Consider the following 17,742-nt stretch of genomic DNA (forward strand, 5'->3'; position numbering starts at 1 on the left):
TCACTCCGCCGAATTTGGCCGTGCCGGGGTTATGTCGTGCGGGCCAGGGGGGCCATAGACGATCTGGTAGGTCCAAACTGCGAAGCCATAGGTGGCAACAGTGCCGACCGCGACTATGGGCCAGATACCAAACGCGAGAACAACAAAAGTCAGCAGCTCGCGACGCCGCTTTTGACGGAACGATGTCTGTTCGAGAGTTGCGGTCGGCTCAACCATATTCGCTTCCGGTTCTTGCAAGATCTGAAATGCAAATATGCACCAAATGCCTTAATTATAACCAAATCCGACAATCGTTCACCTTGATAAAAATCAAATAAGCCGCAGTTCGCCAAAAAAATATGCGTAAAGATTAAAAAGAAGACGAACGAAGGCTGTGCCGCGGGCGACGCACAACATTCAAGACGATATTGCCAATGTACTGAAACCAAGTCCCATCATGGTTCGGATCGGCCACTGCCCCAGGGCTCGATGAGCAAAACTTTCTTCGCCCGGTACTTCAGTGTTCCCTAAAAATCAGCATTGATCAAGTGGACGAGTGTCTCTTCGCGTAATCTACCTATACGCGATAACTCTCGTTTTTATTTGTGTTGGAACAATAACGCGCATTCAAGTCGATCTAACTTCGAAGCTGCGGAACAGACATTGGTCCGCTTCTTGAAAAAGGGAGAGACTTTCATGAGTGAACAGTTTCGGTTGACCCGCCGGAGCATGCTGGCCGGCGCAGCTGTCGCGGGAGCATTGGCGCCGGTCGTCACCTCTGTTGCACATGCCGAAGGTGGAGATATCAAGACAAATCCCGCTGCAACAGCAGCAAACATCGCGACGCTGAAGCGCGTCAAGGTTGACTTGGTCAGGCCGCCGTTCGTACATGCCCACACCCAGAAGGGTGAGGGCGCGCCAAAGGTTATCGAGTTCAAGATGACCATCCAGGAAAAGAAGATTATCGTCGACGACAAAGGGACGGAAGTCCATGCGATGACATTCGATGGATCTGTTCCGGGGCCGATGATGGTCGTTCACCAGGACGACTACGTCGAACTGACGCTCGTCAACCCCGATACCAATGAGCTGCAGCACAATATAGATTTCCATTCGGCGACGGGTGCGCTGGGTGGCGGGGCGCTGACGGTGGTCAATCCCGGTGAGACGGCGGTGCTGCGCTTCAAGGCCACCAAGGCGGGTGTCTTTGTCTACCACTGTGCCCCCGCCGGCATGGTGCCATGGCATGTCACTTCGGGCATGAATGGCGCGATCATGGTTTTGCCGCGTGACGGACTCAAGGACCACAAGGGCCACGACCTCGTTTACGACAAGGTGTACTATGTCGGCGAGCAGGACTTCTATGTCCCTAAGGATGAGAACGGTCAGTTCAAGAAGTACGAAAGTGCTGGTGAAGCCTATCCGGATGTCCTGGAAGCAATGAAGACACTAACCCCGACACATGTCGTGTTTAACGGGGCGGTCGGCGCTTTGACGGGTGAGAACGCCTTGCAGGCAAAGGTTGGCGACCGCGTCCTGATCCTGCATTCGCAAGCCAACAGAGATACGCGTCCGCATCTCATCGGGGGCCATGGCGACTATGTCTGGGCTACCGGCAAGTTCGCCAATCCGCCAGAACTCGATCAGGAAACATGGTTCATCCCTGGAGGCGCTGCAGGTGCGGCTTACTACACGTTCCAGCAGCCTGGTATCTATGCATATGTAAACCACAATCTGATCGAGGCGTTCGAACTTGGCGCGGCCGGCCACTTCAAGGTGACGGGCGACTGGAACGATGACCTTATGACAGCCGTGGTCTCGCCGACCTCGGGTTGACGATGTTTGGCTCGGCCTCGGATCGAGTGCCGAGCCGCATCTCCGTGCCGGTCAGAGGAGGCCGGAGGGATCGGAGGATCCTATGACGTTTGTCAATGCCGCTCTTCTTCGTAATGCCTTTTCGTCAATCGCTCTTCCGTTCGCACTTGTTGTCGGCTTGACGGGCGCAATTGGCTTTCAGTCTGGATTACTACCGACGCGTGGAAACGGCGGCCCAGTTCCTGAAACCATCAGCATCCCTGCGGGTCGCTCAGAGTATCGTGAAAGTGGGGAGTTCTTTCGCAATGGCCTCGCCGTCGACGCGCCGATGACCAAAACTCTCCGACAGCCGTTGGAAATCATGAAGTATCAGGTAAGTGCCGAGAGCTACGATCAATGTGTTCTCGAAGGGGGCTGTACTCGCCGCGATTTGCCGACATCGTCAGGCGCGGATTTGCCCGTGACCGGGGTAAGCTTTGACGATGCGGCCATGTATGCCCGCTGGCTTTCTCATAAAACCGGAGAGATCTGGCGATTGCCGGCCATTGAAGAACTGGCGTTTGCTGCAGGCTCGAAATATCCGGATGATGCACTCGGCATCGATCCGGACAGCAAGAATCCCGCATTGCGTTGGCTGGCGGACTATGAACGCGAAACCGCGCGCAAAGCCTCGCGTCTTCCTCATCCTCAACCCTATGGGAGTTTTGGCGAGAACGAACACGGCCTTGCCGATTTCGGAGGAAATATATGGGAATGGACATCAACCTGCCTGCGCAGGGTCATGCTGGACAGGTACTCGAAGCCGATATCGGAAGCCGAAAGTTGCGGTATCTATATTACGGCCGGCAAACACAGCGCCCCGTTGAGCTCGTTTATTCGTGAACCTAAAGGTGGCGGTTGTTCGGTCGGCGCACCACCCGACAACGTAGGCTTTCGCCTCGTGCGTGACAGACGGTGGTATGCGCCGCTGCTTTTTGCCATTTCGGGTCGTCCGATGTAGCGTTACTCATGCCGATTCCTCAGGGAGGGAAGTGGGCTGCGTTTCACTATGAACGCGACCTGACCGGCTTCGCACCGAGGAACAAGCCACCTTGAAAATCGACCGCTCGCTTATTCGATCTATTTCGCTTTTCGACCTTATGCCGGACGATGAGTTGGATCGGTTGCTGCAACATGCGTCTGCACGGCGCTTTGCCCAAGGGGAGGCAGTTTTCGAACAAGGCGGATCCGCCGACAGTTTCTTTCTTCTTCTGCACGGCCGGCTCAAGGTGACGCAGGTGACGGAAGACGGCCAGCAGATCATTGTCAGGGTCGTGCATCCAGGTGATTTGTTCGGCTTTGCCAGGGCACTGCAGCGTACGGACTACCCAGGCACGGCAACGGCCGTAGCCGAAAGTGTCACGCTGGCTTGGCCAACGGAGCTTTGGCCGAGCTTTGTAGAGCACAATCCGCGCCTTGCCGTGACGGCCATGCAGACTATTGGGGAGAGACTGGAAGAAGCACATGTTCGCATCCGCGAAATGTCGACCGAGGAAGTGGAACGACGGGTTGCTCACACCGTTCTGCGCCTTGCCAAGAAGGCGGGGAAACAGGAGGAGCGTGGCATCCGCATCGATTTCCTGATTTCCCGGCAGGACATTGCGGAAATGACCGGCACTACCCTTCACACAGTTTCGCGCATTTTAAGCGCGTGGGAACAAATGGGGTTTGTGCTGGGCGGGCGACAAAAGCTCTTTGTAACAGATATGTCGGGGCTTGAGAGTATTGCCGCGGGCGAATTTCGACGGAGAAAATAAGACTCCGCTTTATTTTCCTACGAGGTACGGAGACGAAAGAGTTCTCGTGCCTGCGAAGAAATCCTCGAATTTTGGAAGACAATTCTTCTTGGGAAGGACACCAGGCACTGCCTGACTTCGTCCGAACTATGGATGACCACAAGGCACTTGCAGACAGTGCTAGCCGATGATTGCATGCCTATAATGGCATCAATTGTCTCTATGATTTGTTCTTCTCGATAAGGTCGAGAAGAAAACTGTTTCGGCTGGAATTAGATCGCCTGGCGTCGTCGACATGGTCAGACACAATGATCTTGATCGGTGGCGAGCGGTCGCGAATAATCGCGGCGAGCGGCATGCCATCCTATGCCAGGTGGCATGTCAACGTCGGTCATGGGCCGTGACCAGAGTTCAGAAATGAAAGCTTGGCAGAGCAGGCTTTGATTTGAAGAGGGCCTGCATTGGATGCCTCTAACCTCAAAGGTCGGTTACCTTCGCTTTCCGAATTCATTGCGGAATGGCCTTGCAGCAGTCATCTGCCGCCATAAATCTGCCAACAACCAATCGGGAACACGATGTGCAATATCGCAGCGGCAAGTAGAGCGGGTACCAATGCGAAGCGAGACTGGAAAAACCTTCAAAGGGACGGACGAGATCTCGCGATTGATCGAGAGCGGAAGATGGGACGGTTCTTTCCTCGGTCCGCCACCAGCATGGCCTCGCTGTCTGCAATCCGCTGTCGATATCATGCTGCCGGCAAAGGCCCAGATCGTCATGTTCTGGGGACCAGATCTGGTCGCGCTCTACAATGAGTCTTACGCTCCGACCATCGGCCATCGGCATCCTATAGCTTTTGGCCGACCCGCGCGAGAGAATTGGCCCGAGCTTTGGGACGATCTCGAGCCACTCTTGTGCCGTGTGATGGACACCGGTGAGACAGTCGCCGCGAAGGATCGCCCCTTCTACATCGAGCGTCATGGCTACCCCGAAACCGTCTATTTCGACATCTCGTATTCCGCTATCCATGACGAGGACGGGGTCGTGCGAGGCGTCTTCTGCATCGTGAATGAAACGACGGACCGCGTTCGCGCCGATCAGGCCCTGCAGGAAAGCGAGGAGCGGCTAAGAGCTGTCGTGTCGCAGTCGGCAGCCGGCATCGGCCAAGGCAGCCTGAAAGGGGAGATCCTGCACGTCAATCGGCGGTTTTGCGAAATCGTTGGTTATGAAGAACGGGAGCTCATCGGAAAGAGTATCGCCGACATCACCTACCTCGATGACATGCCCGAGCAAAACCGGCTGTTCAGCCAGCTTGCAGCCACCGGCGAAAGCTTCGACATGGAGAAGCGATATGTGAGGAAAGATGGCAGTCTCGTGTGGGTTAACAATACCGTTTCTGCGCTGCGCGATGCACAAGGGCGTATCCATCAGGTTGCTGTCGTTTCGATCGACATCAGTGAAAGAAAAAAGACTCAAGAGGCAGAGCGCCGGTTAGCCTCGATCATCGCGTCCTCAAACGATGCGATCCTTGCGATAGACCTGGACATGACTATCGCATCATGGAACGGCGGTGCTGAACGGCTTTATGGCTACAAAGCCGATGAGATCCTTGGTCAGTCTGTTCTGGCTTTGGTGCCAGAAGACAGGGCCGAAGAGGAGCCGGCTCTGCTCGAGCAGATCAAAGCCGGCTCCGTAATCGAGGCCTATGAGACCAAGCGTCGCCGCAAGGACGGCCATCTGGTCGACGTTCTGCTGAGCGTCTCACCCATTCATGACACTGCCGGCAAGATTGTCGGGGCATCGAAAATCGCCCATGATATTTCCACAAAAATGGAGGCCGATCGGCTTCAGGCGGTTTTGATCGGCGAGTTGCATCACCGGGTGAAGAATGTCTTCGCGACAGTGATCGCTATCGCGCGTCAGACCTTTGCGAAGACGACTTATACAACAGATGCGGTAGCCGCATTCGAAGCGCGGCTGTCGGCAATGGCGCACGCTCACGATCTGCTCGCAGAAGGTGACTGGCAAAGCGCGGATCTCGCTGCTGTGGTCGAGCGGGTGGCTGCACCTTACCCGCCGGAGCGTTTCGAAATCTCCGGTCCATCAGTTCTGCTGCCCCAAAAGGCCGTTGCAACATTGTCGCTCGCCCTCCATGAACTTGGAACGAACGCGGCCAAGTACGGTGCCCTTTCCGTACCGACGGGCAAAGTATCGATTACCTGGCTCTATGCCCCCCAAACCACTTCTCTTCGTCTCCGCTGGCAGGAAAGGGACGGGCCGAGCGTAGGTGCCCCGACCAGGACGGGCTTCGGATCTCGACTGGTCGAGCGTTTGCTGGCGGCCGAGCTCAATGGAACATCGACGATCATATATGATTCTGCCGGGGTCATCTGCGAAATCGAAGCGTTAATGCCGCCACACGGCAGGGCATGACCAGCAGGAACTATTTTCCCCGCCATGACTTCTCTCGTGACGCAACTCAATCAGGGCTAATATGCAGGAAAAGGATCAACACCAACGCGAAGCACGCAGCGCCGGGGACCGTTTGGTCGCCGGGCACGTGAGTGAGGACCCATTCGCGGCGGCGTTCAAAGCCACGCGTATGCCAATGATCGTCACGGATCCAAACCAAGCTGACAACCCGATTATCTTCTGCAACGAGGCTTTTAGAAAGCTAACGGGCTATAGTGACGATGAGGTCATCGGCCGTAATTGTCGTTTTCTGCAGGGGCCTGAGACTGATCGGGATACCATCGCGCTCATGCGCGAACGGATCGGAGCCGGTCAGGACGTGGCCGTGGACATCCTCAATTATCGCAAGGATGGCTCCACGTTCTGGAATGCCGTATTCATTAGCCCTGTGCGCGATGAAGCAAATAGGATCATCTATTTCTTTGCTTCCCAGCTCGACTTCACGCCGGTCAAGAGTCGGGAAGCGGATCTGGCCGCCGCGCGGCATCAGGCCGAGGCGGAGGTTGCAAAACACACGGCGAACCTGCGCTCTGCGCTGGACGCCCGCACGCTCCTCGTCCACGAGGTCGACCATCGGGTAAAGAATAATCTTTTGACGATGGCCTCGATCGTCAAAATTCAGGCGCGTGTCACCAAGGATGATCGACAAAAACGCACTCTAATGTCGGTGCTGAACCGGATCGAAGCGCTCAGCACGGTTCAGCGCAAGTTGTTCACCCTGGACGATGTCTCGAAGTTCGACATGTCGGAGTTCACACGAGAGCTTGTCACCGACCTTGTCGATGCAACGGGCCGCAAGGACATTCGCCTTTCGCTGGATCTGTCACCTCTGCTCGTGCCAGCCGTCAAGGCCACACCACTCTCGCTGATCGTCAACGAGCTCGTCGGGGATGCCGTCCGGCGCGGGCTAAGCGATGGCGGCGGCGATATCCATGTTGTCGTAAAACGCCTCAATGGCCACTTTCTGATCCGTGTCGAAGACACCTCGGAGCCGGTCGAGCCTGACAGCGAAAGTGCTGAGCTTGGACGGATGTTGCTTGAGGCCTCCGCCCTGCAGCTCGGCGCTGAAATCGAACGGAAGCGGGACGGGCAGAAGACGATTGTCGACGTCGTCCTTCTCGTCGGCGACCATCAGGAGAATACGCATTGAAAGTTATGATCGTAGAAGATGAGATGCTGCTTGCCATGGAGCTCGAAAGCGAGGTGGAAATGGCAGGACATATCGTGACCGGGCTTGCCATGAGCAGCACTCAGGCACGCCATCAGATTGGCAGTTCCAAACCGGATTTTGCGTTTGTGGACATCCATCTCATGGATGGTCCCACGGGCATCGATGTCGGGCGAGAGCTTGCTGCTGCAGGTATTCCCTACGTGTTCGTCAGTGGCAACATCAAGAAAATTCCCGATGATTTCGCTGGTGCTCTTGGCGCAATAGAGAAGCCTTACACGATGAACGGGATGAAGAACGCACTCGCTTATGTGTCGGCAATCATCCAAGGAGACGATAGCGGCTCGCCGCCGGTGAGCCTGGTTCTTGCCGAAGATGCGAATGCGGGACGGCGATCTACGTGAACACCGACAGTGCAATTGATTTCGGCCCTCAAGGGAAGATACAGAGCTGCCTTAACTCAGTTCGGTGTCTTCGCTTGTCGCTGCCTTCCTTCTGATCGTAATTTTTGGCCCGGCAGTTTCCGACTGAACGTCGCGTCAGCTTGACAATTACGGCTCACTGAAAGCCGTTGCTCTGACCTCGAGCTCCCTCCCCGTCGGATTTTGCCGAAAAATCAGTCCGCCGGCAGCCTTGGAATGTCCGGGAACGTAATCCAAGATGGTTTCCTTACTTTCCAGCACCGAGCCTTGCTCTCTTATTTCTCCTAGAATTTTCACTTGGGATGCGGTTGCACTGGAAGCGTTTTCGATTGAGAATAAGACCTGAAACCCATCGCTGCGCTCTTCTATCTGCACTACCTTCCCATGAAGGTTCGGCGAGGTATCGCGGTCCAGGAACCCGTCCTTTCCTATCCAGACGATCACGCCAACTACGATGATCCCGGAGACAGCACCTGTGATCCATTCGATCCAGTGAGGGGCGCCGGCCTCGATATTTTTACCGTTCGAGATTTTGGTCATCGCGGCCTCACAGGATCAGGCGAGCGGCCGCGGCGCCGATCGCGCCGGGGAAGCTCAGGATGACAATAGTCATCAGGATTTGGGTGGATCCGATGTCATCGGTTCTGTGGAACGTCCAAAGGCAATAGGCACTGATCAAACAAGCGATCAGATATCCAGGTAATGTGAAACGGACAAAAGCATGCCAGCTTGGCGTTCCCTCGGCGAGATCATGGCTCCCCCTAAAAGACAGTGCGTAGACGAAACCATGCATCACCGCCAGCGAGGCGGCGATGATGACGAGGGCGTGCCACGGCGTCATCTTATAAGACAGCAGGATCATTTCTTCGGTGGGCGCAACGTTGAGATTGAGGAACAAGGCACCGACAGCCATGAGAAACAACTCCCCAGCGTAGCCTGTCTCCCTTTCGTGAACGGGGTCGTCATCGTTTCCGCCCGCTTCGTCGTTTCTATTATCCGACTGCCCACCGAGTTGGCTTCGGCCCAGCATCGCACCTATACTCGCGGGCACGGCCTGAAGCGCGATCATGCCAATAATCTCGTGCGCTGACTGGTCTTGCTTGATGACTCCCATCGCAACCAAGATCAATGCGCAGGAAACGATACCAAGAGCATAGGCAATGCTTGCATCACGGATCGCTTGCCGCCACGTGGATGTCTCTTCGAAGCCGACCCTGTCGGAGAGAATGATCAGCAGGGGGATATTGACGAGGAGAAGGAGCAGCAGACGGCTGCGGTCCATGTAAACGCCGAGCTGCCACATTTCCATTGTCATAAGCATCGGCAGCGCGAAGAGAAGGGCCCCTGCAATACCGCGTGCAATCCCTGCGAAAAATTTGCGGTTTTCAAAATCCTCGCGCGTCGTCGCGATACTCATGCCAAGTTTTCCTTAAGCAAAAAATTCCTACCAGCCGAAGATAGAGGCAGTTGCGTTGGGGACCAGGGCGCTTGTAGCCGAAGCCCGGTTGGCTGGAGAAGAGCGAGCGCTGGGTGGATATTTCCAGAATGTGTAGATCCGCTCGTCTGGATGCAGATGGCGGATCGCATCCGTCCAGCCTTGTTCGATAAAGTCCGAATTGGCTTGACGGACCTCGGGGCGATAAAGCTGTCAGGCGAAGTGAGAAACTGACCCCCCGGAGGTACGGACGAAAACTTGGACTAACAGGAGATAGTTCATGTATTCGTACGAAGACCGCATGAGGGCCGTGAAGCTCTATATCAAGCTTGGCAAGCGGGCGAATGCCACCATCCGCCAGTTGGGGTATCCGACGAAGAATGCTCTGAAGCATTGAAATCGCGAATTCGCATCTGGCAACGACTTGTCGGCAAGATATGTGCTTATGAAACAGCGTTATTCGGATGAGCGAAGGAGGATTGCTGTTGAGCACTATCTGGAGCATGGCCGTTGCCTGGCATGGACCATTAAAGCGCTTGGCTACCCTTGCTGTCAAAAGCTTTCGGATTGGATCGATGAATATCAGCCCGGCGACAGGCGGCGAGTTCATACCGGCAACTCAAGCGGTACCATCAGATCGGAGCAGCAGAAGCGAACGGCCGTGATCGATCTGTGCTCCAGGCGTGACAGTGCCCGCGTGGTGGCTCAGAAGGTAGGCGTAAGCCGGCAGACGTTGTACGACTGGAAGAACCAGAAACTTGGTCGTGAGGTCCCTGCATCCATGACACGCCGTCGCAAATTATCACCAACCGCCAGCCGAGACGAACTCGAGCGTGAACTTGAAGCCCTGCGCAGTGATGTGTAGCGCCTTAAACTCGAACATGATTTGCTTACGAAGGCGAACGAACTCGTAAAAAAAGATCTGGGCATCGATCTGCGGCTCCTGGGAAACCGGGAAAAGACACTGCTGGTTGATGCCCTGCGAGACACATATCCATTAGCAGAACTTCTCATCCGGCTTGAGTTCGCCCGCAGCTCCTATTTTTATCACCGGTCTCTGCTTTCTCTCGAGGACCGATACGCAGATCTTCGCCAGACCATCGTCGTGCTTTTCGAAACCAACCGTAACTGCTACGGCTACAGACGCATTCATGCGGCACTGGCCAAAGGCGGAGAACAGGTCTCCGAAAAGGTGGTCCGCCGCTTGATGAAGCAAGAGCAGTTGGTCGTGACCATTGGTAGGCGGTGTAGACACTGCGCCGGAACATTTGGTCAATCGTGATTTCCATGCTGCAAGGCTCAACGAGAAGTGGCTTACCGATATCACCGAATTCCACCTGCCAGCAGGCAAAGTGTATCTGTCGCCCATGATCGATTGTTTCGATGGCCTTGTGGTCAGTTGGTCTGTAAGCACACGTCCAGATGCCCCAGCTCGTGAACACGATGCTTGATGCCGCGATCGAAACAATCACCGGCAGTCCCGACCGACCTATTGTGCACTCCGACCGGGGTGCCCATTATCGCTGGCCCGGCTGGTTGTCCCGTGTGCAGCGAGCTCAACTGATCCGGTCTATGTCACGTAAAGGGTGCTCGCCGGACAACTCGGCCTGCGAGGGGTTCTTTGGGCGGCTGAAAAACGAGATGTTCTATAATCGTACCTGGATCAATACGACCCTGTTCGACTTCATGCAGCAGCTGCATTCCTACATCCAGTGGTACAATGAGCATCGCATAAAGCTCTCACTCGGCGGCTTTGGCCCCGCCGAATACCGCCGAAACCTCGGAACTGCAGCATAAGCAGTCCAAGAATTTGTCCGCACCTCCAAGAGGGGGCAAATCTTCACTTCGCTTGACAAAAGCATGTCAGCGATCCAACGCTCCGGCTTGTAAACGCCCAATGCAGTCGGCATGACATTGAAATCGCCAACCAGCAGGGCGAGAATGTCCGGCTCCAGAATTTTCATTAGATATTCCTGGAGCCGCCGGAACTAGCGCAGTTTGTAGTCGAACTTGGGGCCTGGGGCAGAGTTGCCGTTCGGCAGGTAGAGGCACCCTATCCGGAGCGGTAGATTTGCGTTTGGGGAAAGGAAGTGGACTTCAGTTGCTGCAGACAAACAACATCCGGCTTGTCTTCCTTTAGCCAACGCAGAAGGATTTCAAGACGACCGTCGATTCCATTGACGTTGTAGGTATCGATCGTCATCGAAGCGCTCGCATCATCAATGCGTAGTTTTGAGCGCTACGTTGTCATCTTCGAGATCACCATTACTCAACGCGTCGTATCGGTTTAAAGTCGGTTTGCCGCCTCGGGTCCCGAAGCCTGTCAGCTCGATCATGACACGCTTGGCTTGCTCCACGATGCGGTCTTCGTCCGACAATTCGTGGTCGGTTACCTTCACTGATACGGCCTCCCCGTCATCTCCGACGAAATCGACGACCCAGTGACCGGCGCCTTCATGCTGGACGCGTGTATGTTTGAGGCTCATCGTCATCCTCTCACTCGATAAAATTGAAGCTCGCCCGGGTCCTGCCAGTCCATCACGCAAAACTCAGCAAGCTTCGCGCTTTGCGAGAGGGATGCGGCCGTTCTCCTCGCCGTCCCAGTATTGTATCTCGGTGGCCGAGACCTTGATCAGCACGATTCCAGCGGTATCGATCCCTTCCGGAAACCACCGCTCAAGGTCTTTGACCCAGTGAGCCTCAAACTGCGCCTTGTCACGGATCAGGCTTGCGGTACCGTCGATCGCCAGGAATATGCCGGGCTCACCGAGTAAGCTGGGTGGCGCGGTAAACGTCAGGCCGACGCGAGCGTCTTGCTCGATGTCGCTGACCTTACGGGTCTGATCGTATGAGAAGAAATAGGAGTCGCCGTCATAATCGACGTCACCATTGTTGCTCATCGGGCGAACGCTGAACACGCTAGGTTCGTTCTTCGTTTGGAGCATGCAGAAATCGATTTTCTGCAGCTGTTTTGATAGTTCTTCCAAGGTGTGCGCCGCCATGTGGCTCTCCAGAAGTCGAGGACGTGCCACTGAAACTCGCTGCCACAGCGTTCGTTCCGTGGATGCCGGGCCGGGAGCCTGTGCCAACCTCTTCTAGTTCAGAAAGAAGAAGGCGGCATTGAGCGACGTCGCGTAGGCAAGCCAGAGCGCATAGGGCACGAAAGACCATCGGGCCACTCGGTCTTGGGCCTTGATCAGAAAAGCCATGACCACCAGAAGTAAGCAAACGATGACGGCAAGGCCTAAGCCGACTTGGCGAAAACCAAAGAAGACTGGTGTCCAGGCCCAGTTCAAAAGCATCTGCAAGGTCCACAGGCGGAATAGTGTGGAACTCAAACCATGACCGATTGTGACCCGCCAACCGGCGATGGCAATGAGGATGTAAACTAATGTCCACGCCGGCGCGAACAACCAGTTCGGGGGCGTAAACCACGGTTTCACCAACGTCTCGTACCAATCGCCAGGTCGGATGGTTATCCCAAGGGTGAAGCCCGTGATGAGTACGAGCGTCAGGAAAATACCGAGAGTTCCATAGTGTTTACGTGTTGTATTCAATGCAAACGACCTTGCAGATTGAAGCGTTCGTTACTGGTCAGGTGTAGAGTGAGGTCGGCATGTCTGGCGCACGCTCAATGCCGGCGGAGATCGAATTGTTTGCGAGCTTCGGCCGCCGCCGCTTCAAAAGCTACTCGTGCCTCATCGATCGTCTTGTATCCAGCAATCGCGCCGCGGCAGGCGCTTCGCGCGCGGACGAAATCCAGCCCCTGTGAAGCAGGCCAGTTTTCCATCATGTGTGCAAGCGCTTCGAACGGGCCGCTCACCTTATGTGAGCCGTTTGGCAAGGCGATCTCAACAGGCTCTTTCCATCGTGCGTTTGGACCAGACATAATGCTCTACTCCCTACATATCTGCGGCGTGAGAACGTCGAGTGGCGGGACAAGTTCCGATCTCAGCGATAATATTAGGCAATGGATACAAAGGAAGTCAGGCCTCGATCGCGAGCTTGCTCGCTTTAAGGACTGCTGCCATCTGGCATGCCTGAGACGGACATCGCATTAATCAATCAGCCTTTCGCGCGATATCTGTTGGTTCGACCTCTTCGAATTTGTCGCTTGCGATGGAACAGTGAACGCCGCGGGCCTGCTTGATCAAACACCTTGGAAACTCCGCGCGGCGGGCGACGGGTTCAGGGCTGCGCGCGCCGGTTGCGGTTCACATAAATGAGCACTTGCACGCCCGCCTTCGCAGGAACCTTCTCTTTTGCTACCGGTTTTACGGTATCCGCGGTGTGGCCGTACGGGCTGCAAATCTCGCTGTGAAGGGTCAGCATATGTCTGCTTTGTTTGAGGCCAATTGCAAACCGGAATGGATTTTACTGGTCGCGGGAGACGATACCGGCTTGCGACGTCAGCAGCTGGATGAACTCCAGCTACACGTGCAAGAGCTACAGGAACGGGCAATCGTTGTTTTCGAGGTTTCACGAACCGAAGTTACGGCCCTCGAGCAAGGCTGTCGCTGCGTGGCAGGTCCGGCCGATGTTGCCAAGACTTACAGATTCACCTTCGACCGCTTCACGGCCTCCCTCGTTGATGGAAACGATTCCGTGAAATGGGTGGCACCAATCCCAGTATGTTTTGCAGACATAGTCGCGACTATCGAAGAATTACCGCATCGTGAAGCAGAGAACGCAGCGAGGGGGCCATCGTTATCTGGTTAACCTCTGGCTGGACTGCAGTCAATGTCGATCCTTTCTCTTCCCCCACATCCGAGAGATTGACATGCGGTTCCCTTTCTTCGGAATGAGGTCCACGTCGCTGACAAGCCTTGCCCCGCCATCCCGTTTTTCAAGAGTGATCTTTCGGCTGTGAAATGCCTCAAGTTCTGCTCGGTGACCAACACTCAGTATCGTAACATCCGGCAACTCATTAATGACCGTCTCCATGATCTTGTCCTGGCTTTTGTCATCCAGCGCCGAAGTTGCCTCATCCAGTACAACAATGTCGGGGGCATTCAGCAGAAGCCGGGCAAACGCCAGCCGTTGTTTTTCGCCGCCGGACAAGGTGTGGTCCCAAGGGGCTTCATCGGCGATCTTGCCCTTGAGATGTCCCAAGCCAACTTTCTCCAGCGCTGAACCGATTTCTTCGGTGCCCCAGCTATCAGCTTCTTGCGGATAAGCGACCGCCCGGCGAAGTGATCCAGTCGGAATATAAGGCTTCTGCGGAAGCATGAACAATCGAGCGTTGGCACGGAAATTGACACTTCCTTCGCCCCAAGGCCATAGCCCTGCGATTGCCCGCACCAATGTGCTTTTGCCAGAGCCGGACTCTCCGGCTACCAGCACACGCTCGCCCGGTTCAATCTCTACTTGGGTTTCCTTCACGACGGCTCTACCGTCACCGAGGGACACGGACAGATCGCGAAGACTGAGCATGGTATTGTCAGCAGCTTCGCCTCTGGCGATGCGGCCGAGGCTGTCGCTGGTTTCGGCGCGTTCGAGGCCGTCTAGCGACATCATCAGCGACGCGACGCGGCGAGCACAGGCGTTCCAGTCTGCAAGACGGGGATAGTTATCGACCAACCACCCAAAGGCAGTCTGGACTATGGTAAACGCCGATGCTGCCTGCATGACTTCACCAAGTGACATGCTTCCATCTAGAAATTTTGGCGCGCATAGCAAGACCGGCACCACGGGAGCAATCAGCATCGATCCGTGCGAGACGAGCGTAGTGCGCATATATTGATGAGCAAGCTGGCGCCATTGCTCACGCACCTTCTGAAACGTTCTGTCGAGATCGTTTCGCTCCTCTTCTTCACCTCCGAGCAGAGCAATGCTTTCGCCATTCTCCCTAACCCGAGTGAGTGTATAGCGAAACTCGGCCTCGACCTGGTTCTTGACCTCGGAGACCTGCACAAAATTGCGGGCGATGTAAGCGATCGAGCCTGACGTTACGAATGCGTAGATCACCGCGGCGACAACGAGGAACCCCGGGATCGTAACAAGCGATCCACCGACCGGCAGTGTTAAGGCGCCGCCGATCGTCCAGAGTACGAAGATGAAGGTCGAGGCAGAGAGAAAGGCAGAGATGACACCTGACACAAAATCCACTGGAGACTCGGTTGCGATCCGCATGTCTTCGGAAATTCGCGCTTCCGGGTTTTGATGGTCTCCACCGATCAGGTTCAGTTGGTAATATCTACCATTGGCAAGCCAGCGCGCGATCAATGCCTTTGTCAGCCAGGAACGCCAACGTCGCTGGATCAGCATCCTCACGAATACCTGAATGGTAACCAAGGCTACGCTGCCTAGTACCAGCGGCGGGAACAGAGCTCCCAGATAATAGACCGACGAGGCATTGCGTTGCTCGATTGCGTCGAAAATTTCTCTGTTCCAGACGTTAATTCCATATTGGAAACCGACGTTCAGACCAATCAACGCGAGGAGCCCAATGGAGACTGGCCATGCCAGACGGTCACCACGACGGCTCCAATAGCCGCGCGCACTGATCCAGAAGCGCTTTAAAAGATAGGATTTGCGGGCCTGCTCGGCTTCCTCGGGTGACATTGCATGATCGGGCTCAATGGCCTCAGGTACCGGCTCAGCCTCTGAGTGTTCTTCATCCTTCGGTGGAGAGACTTCAGCACCCTGGAATGTTGCAAGTTTTTCAGTGGTGGGGTCGATTTTGCGATCACTCATGAGCCCCTTAACGGCGCTTGAGATAAAAGGTTTCACGCTTTGATGATGGAATTTCAATACGCTGATTAATGGGCGAGCCCGGGCTCATCCCTCTCGTCATTCAAGGAGGAAACCAACGTCTGGACATCTCGTCGCTCTTACTCCGGCGGGCCTGAAGGCACTGAAGCTTTTTCGCGAATGCATCCGGGACTACGTGATGAAGATTGGCGAAGTCGCGTCGGCTGGATTGTCATCGCCGACGCGTAGAACGTGTCAGAACCTAGCGATAAGTGCGGCTTCTTCGTCGTCTCGCTGTCGTCCCCCAAGTGCCGCTGCCGCAGAAGCGATGAAGGCACCTACCAAGAGCGAGAGTGCGCCAAGCATCGCCGTTGTGGAGGCTGACTTACGAGCCTTTTCTGCTGCTTCCTGCGTTTCAACTTTCGCCTGTGCGATCCGCTGCAGCACGGCATCGACGCGCGCTTTTGCTTCCTCGGGCGTGAGCCCAGTGCGAGACGCCACGACGGCCGACAAGTAGGTCTTGTCTTCGTCGGGCATCGAACCAGCCGTTGCGGAATTGAGGAGGATACGGGAAACCTCCGCAACTGCGGCCGCATCGTCAGTCTGCACGCGACTGCGCAGATCCTGGGGACGAAGCAAGGCATCAGTGAAATATCCGGCCGCCCCGTTAGGACCTGTGTTGTCAGTGCTGCCGGATGTAGCGCCGGCAATCGTCGCAGTCGAGGTGGCAGATGCCAATGCTTGAACCCCGCCGCCTACAAGGCTTGTGAAAGCAGATCCGGCCAATCCTGCAACGACCACTGTTGCAAGCGCCCAACTGAGAAAGCCGTGCGCGGTGTCCCGAAAAAACACCTCGTCGGTATGCACGCCGGCCCATTTCGTGCGCAGCCGCCCCGTCAGATAGCCGCCGAGCGCGGAAGCGAGCCACTGGACCACCACAAACCAGATTGCTGCCGTGATACTTACTGTGGTGAATGAAGCGCTTTCTCCCGACCATGGCGAAACCATCGTCAGGCCAACGCCGGCCCCCAGCAGAAGCAGGATGAGCGCAGTGGCCGCTGCAGCGACCGCGCCACCTATTACCGGAGCCCAACTGAGAGCCGAGGCCGAGGATTCAACTCCGACATCTGATACACCAGATTGATAGAGAGGCATGTCATTCTCCTAGCGCATAAATAGAACAAGAAGGATGACGATCGGCAACGGCACGCCGAGAAGCCAAAGAAGAATACCGCGACCCATAATAACCTCCGATAAACGACTTGTTGTTGGTATCGCCTGAACGCTTCTGAAACTTCCCGGTTCCTCGTCATGTTGCTTTGTACGGTCTTCGAGAATTTCTGCCCATGAGAGCCGCCGTCACCGCGGCGTAGGTCACGGAGTTCCTCAGGCCGTCCTCAATTGCCCGAACACCTTACCCGCCATCGAAGACCACCGCATTACATGCTAAGCGGCTTGATAATGTCCATCCTGATATCGCCCTCAACTACTCCGCGAACCAAGTCGCACCGCCCGTGCTCGATTTCGACAACCGTGTAGAGCTTTTCATCCCTAAAAGCGCTTGCGGTCCGGGTTGATACATCGTCGGCGGGAGCCGCGTCGATTTCCATAAAATCCAGCTCTCGTTCCGCGGCCACTATTCGTGCGTCTCCGGATGTACGTGCCGCGACGACCACCACACCGTGTCCCGGCTTGTTAGCCCACGCGGGATCATCTGCAGAAGCTATCGGCTCAAGCCGGTAAATATTGAGAGCCTCCCCAACGAACTTCGACGGTGCAGAGTCCGCGATCTGACTTTTACTCTCCACGGATCGACCGAACGTCGTGCTGCTTGTTGAACTTCCGGTAAGCTCTGGATGAATGTCTTTCAACTGGGGCATTGCCGTTCCTCCGATTGAGACGAGAACACTCTCGGCCTATCAGTGTTCCATTAATTGTCTGGAACAGGCCACTGTGTACGTTCACCGCTCTTCCAGCGGAACACGC

General features: G+C 55.6%; 17 protein-coding genes and 3 pseudogenes. 8 read left to right on the forward strand and 12 right to left on the reverse strand.

The window, feature by feature from the left end; translation table 11 throughout:
• Window positions 1-216 (reverse strand): periplasmic nitrate reductase, NapE protein, encoded by a 216-nt coding sequence (napE, locus tag ACI3K0_RS20145; RefSeq protein WP_404946084.1) that lies wholly within the window; start codon window positions 214-216, stop codon window positions 1-3.
• 459 nt (window positions 217-675) lie between these two features.
• Here napE and nirK point away from each other — a divergent pair, with 459 nt between their 5' ends.
• From nirK to ACI3K0_RS20175, 6 genes are all read left to right on the forward strand, one after another.
• Window positions 676-1,815 carry a copper-containing nitrite reductase gene (nirK, locus tag ACI3K0_RS20150; protein WP_206827654.1) on the forward strand — a complete coding sequence of 380 codons (1,140 nt, stop codon included), beginning with the start codon at window positions 676-678 and terminating at the stop codon, window positions 1,813-1,815.
• Window positions 1,816-1,897: 82 nt separating this feature from the next.
• On the forward strand, window positions 1,898-2,794 hold the full coding sequence (locus ACI3K0_RS20155; protein WP_404946085.1) for a formylglycine-generating enzyme family protein: 897 nt from the start codon (window positions 1,898-1,900) through the stop codon (window positions 2,792-2,794).
• A 91-nt stretch (window positions 2,795-2,885) separates the two neighbouring features.
• Entirely contained in the window at window positions 2,886-3,590 is a 705-nt protein-coding gene (locus ACI3K0_RS20160) for a Crp/Fnr family transcriptional regulator (protein ID WP_183686745.1), read from the forward strand.
• Window positions 3,591-4,181: 591 nt separating this feature from the next.
• A complete protein-coding gene (locus tag ACI3K0_RS20165) occupies window positions 4,182-5,999 on the forward strand; it encodes a PAS domain S-box protein (protein WP_404946086.1) in 1,818 nt (605 codons plus the stop codon).
• Window positions 6,000-6,060: 61 nt separating this feature from the next.
• Window positions 6,061-7,188, forward strand: coding sequence for a PAS domain-containing protein (locus ACI3K0_RS20170; protein ID WP_148144224.1), 1,128 nt, complete (start codon window positions 6,061-6,063; stop codon window positions 7,186-7,188).
• Window positions 7,185-7,610, forward strand: a complete 426-nt coding sequence (locus ACI3K0_RS20175) for a response regulator (RefSeq protein WP_206827651.1) — start codon at window positions 7,185-7,187, stop codon at window positions 7,608-7,610. The genes ACI3K0_RS20170 and ACI3K0_RS20175 overlap by 4 nt, the downstream gene beginning before the upstream one ends.
• A 147-nt stretch (window positions 7,611-7,757) precedes the next feature.
• Here the strand turns inward: ACI3K0_RS20175 and ACI3K0_RS20180 are convergent, their stop codons facing one another.
• The 3 genes and pseudogenes from ACI3K0_RS20180 to ACI3K0_RS20190 all read right to left on the reverse strand — a co-directional run.
• The gene (locus ACI3K0_RS20180) at window positions 7,758-8,168 is read right to left on the reverse strand and encodes a TIGR02588 family protein (protein WP_404946087.1); all 411 of its coding nucleotides are present in this window, start codon (window positions 8,166-8,168) and stop codon (window positions 7,758-7,760) included.
• Window positions 8,169-8,175: 7 nt separating this feature from the next.
• Window positions 8,176-9,045, reverse strand: a complete 870-nt coding sequence (locus tag ACI3K0_RS20185; RefSeq protein ID WP_404946088.1) for a TIGR02587 family membrane protein — start codon at window positions 9,043-9,045, stop codon at window positions 8,176-8,178.
• 117 nt (window positions 9,046-9,162) lie between these two features.
• Window positions 9,163-9,273, reverse strand: a pseudogene (locus ACI3K0_RS20190) (exodeoxyribonuclease III); the annotation flags it as partial.
• A 70-nt stretch (window positions 9,274-9,343) separates the two neighbouring features.
• Here ACI3K0_RS20190 and ACI3K0_RS20195 point away from each other — a divergent pair.
• Window positions 9,344-10,860, forward strand: a pseudogene (locus tag ACI3K0_RS20195) (IS3 family transposase).
• A gap of 41 nt (window positions 10,861-10,901) precedes the next feature.
• On the opposite strand, the pseudogene ACI3K0_RS20200 reads toward ACI3K0_RS20195, so the two are convergent.
• From ACI3K0_RS20200 to ACI3K0_RS20220, 5 genes and pseudogenes are all read right to left on the reverse strand, one after another.
• Window positions 10,902-11,266, reverse strand: a pseudogene (locus ACI3K0_RS20200) (endonuclease/exonuclease/phosphatase family protein); the annotation flags it as partial.
• 16 nt (window positions 11,267-11,282) lie between these two features.
• Window positions 11,283-11,549: a hypothetical protein gene (locus ACI3K0_RS20205; protein ID WP_148144220.1), complete on the reverse strand. Its 267-nt coding sequence runs from the start codon at window positions 11,547-11,549 to the stop codon at window positions 11,283-11,285.
• Window positions 11,550-11,612: 63 nt separating this feature from the next.
• A complete protein-coding gene (locus ACI3K0_RS20210; RefSeq protein WP_148144219.1) occupies window positions 11,613-12,065 on the reverse strand; it encodes a pyridoxamine 5'-phosphate oxidase family protein in 453 nt (150 codons plus the stop codon).
• A gap of 93 nt (window positions 12,066-12,158) precedes the next feature.
• Window positions 12,159-12,620, reverse strand: coding sequence for a TspO/MBR family protein (locus tag ACI3K0_RS20215; protein WP_404946089.1), 462 nt, complete (start codon window positions 12,618-12,620; stop codon window positions 12,159-12,161).
• A 74-nt stretch (window positions 12,621-12,694) separates the two neighbouring features.
• Complete coding sequence (locus ACI3K0_RS20220; protein ID WP_148144217.1) at window positions 12,695-12,952, reverse strand: DUF982 domain-containing protein; 258 nt, start codon at window positions 12,950-12,952, stop codon at window positions 12,695-12,697.
• Between the two features lie 443 nt (window positions 12,953-13,395).
• Between ACI3K0_RS20220 and ACI3K0_RS20225 the strand changes: the two genes are divergently transcribed.
• Window positions 13,396-13,782 (forward strand): DUF4174 domain-containing protein, encoded by a 387-nt coding sequence (locus tag ACI3K0_RS20225; RefSeq protein WP_404946090.1) that lies wholly within the window; start codon window positions 13,396-13,398, stop codon window positions 13,780-13,782.
• A gap of 18 nt (window positions 13,783-13,800) precedes the next feature.
• Here the strand turns inward: ACI3K0_RS20225 and ACI3K0_RS20230 are convergent, their stop codons facing one another.
• The 3 genes from ACI3K0_RS20230 to ACI3K0_RS20240 all read right to left on the reverse strand — a co-directional run bounded on the left by ACI3K0_RS20230 (window position 13,801) and on the right by ACI3K0_RS20240 (window position 17,636).
• Entirely contained in the window at window positions 13,801-15,759 is a 1,959-nt protein-coding gene (locus tag ACI3K0_RS20230) for an ABC transporter ATP-binding protein/permease (RefSeq protein WP_148144215.1), read from the reverse strand.
• A 252-nt stretch (window positions 15,760-16,011) separates the two neighbouring features.
• The gene (locus ACI3K0_RS20235; protein ID WP_404946091.1) at window positions 16,012-16,911 is read right to left on the reverse strand and encodes a hypothetical protein; all 900 of its coding nucleotides are present in this window, start codon (window positions 16,909-16,911) and stop codon (window positions 16,012-16,014) included.
• Window positions 16,912-17,195: 284 nt separating this feature from the next.
• Window positions 17,196-17,636, reverse strand: coding sequence for a hypothetical protein (locus ACI3K0_RS20240; RefSeq protein ID WP_404946092.1), 441 nt, complete (start codon window positions 17,634-17,636; stop codon window positions 17,196-17,198).
• Window positions 17,637-17,742: the final 106 nt, after the last annotated feature.

The organism is Rhizobium sp. ZW T2_16, assembly GCF_044987325.1.
In the GTDB taxonomy this organism is placed as follows: domain Bacteria; phylum Pseudomonadota; class Alphaproteobacteria; order Rhizobiales; family Rhizobiaceae; genus Neorhizobium; species Neorhizobium cellulosilyticum.

Excerpts from the sequence above, each read along its gene's own strand:
- ACI3K0_RS20240 (WP_404946092.1), bottom strand. The coding sequence starts at position 17,636 with ATGCCCCAGTTGAAAGACATTCATCCAGAGCTTACCGGAAGTTCAACA.
- ACI3K0_RS20155 (WP_404946085.1), top strand. The coding sequence starts at position 1,898 with ATGACGTTTGTCAATGCCGCTCTTCTTCGTAATGCCTTTTCGTCAATC.
- ACI3K0_RS20170 (WP_148144224.1), top strand. The coding sequence starts at position 6,061 with ATGCAGGAAAAGGATCAACACCAACGCGAAGCACGCAGCGCCGGGGAC.
- ACI3K0_RS20230 (WP_148144215.1), bottom strand. The coding sequence starts at position 15,759 with ATGAGTGATCGCAAAATCGACCCCACCACTGAAAAACTTGCAACATTC.
- ACI3K0_RS20210 (WP_148144219.1), bottom strand. The coding sequence starts at position 12,065 with ATGGCGGCGCACACCTTGGAAGAACTATCAAAACAGCTGCAGAAAATC.
- napE (WP_404946084.1), bottom strand. The coding sequence starts at position 216 with ATGGTTGAGCCGACCGCAACTCTCGAACAGACATCGTTCCGTCAAAAG.
- ACI3K0_RS20185 (WP_404946088.1), bottom strand. The coding sequence starts at position 9,045 with ATGAGTATCGCGACGACGCGCGAGGATTTTGAAAACCGCAAATTTTTC.
- ACI3K0_RS20180 (WP_404946087.1), bottom strand. The coding sequence starts at position 8,168 with ATGACCAAAATCTCGAACGGTAAAAATATCGAGGCCGGCGCCCCTCAC.
- ACI3K0_RS20225 (WP_404946090.1), top strand. The coding sequence starts at position 13,396 with ATGTCTGCTTTGTTTGAGGCCAATTGCAAACCGGAATGGATTTTACTG.
- ACI3K0_RS20205 (WP_148144220.1), bottom strand. The coding sequence starts at position 11,549 with ATGAGCCTCAAACATACACGCGTCCAGCATGAAGGCGCCGGTCACTGG.
- ACI3K0_RS20165 (WP_404946086.1), top strand. The coding sequence starts at position 4,182 with ATGCGAAGCGAGACTGGAAAAACCTTCAAAGGGACGGACGAGATCTCG.
- ACI3K0_RS20235 (WP_404946091.1), bottom strand. The coding sequence starts at position 16,911 with ATGCCTCTCTATCAATCTGGTGTATCAGATGTCGGAGTTGAATCCTCG.
- nirK (WP_206827654.1), top strand. The coding sequence starts at position 676 with ATGAGTGAACAGTTTCGGTTGACCCGCCGGAGCATGCTGGCCGGCGCA.
- ACI3K0_RS20220 (WP_148144217.1), bottom strand. The coding sequence starts at position 12,952 with ATGTCTGGTCCAAACGCACGATGGAAAGAGCCTGTTGAGATCGCCTTG.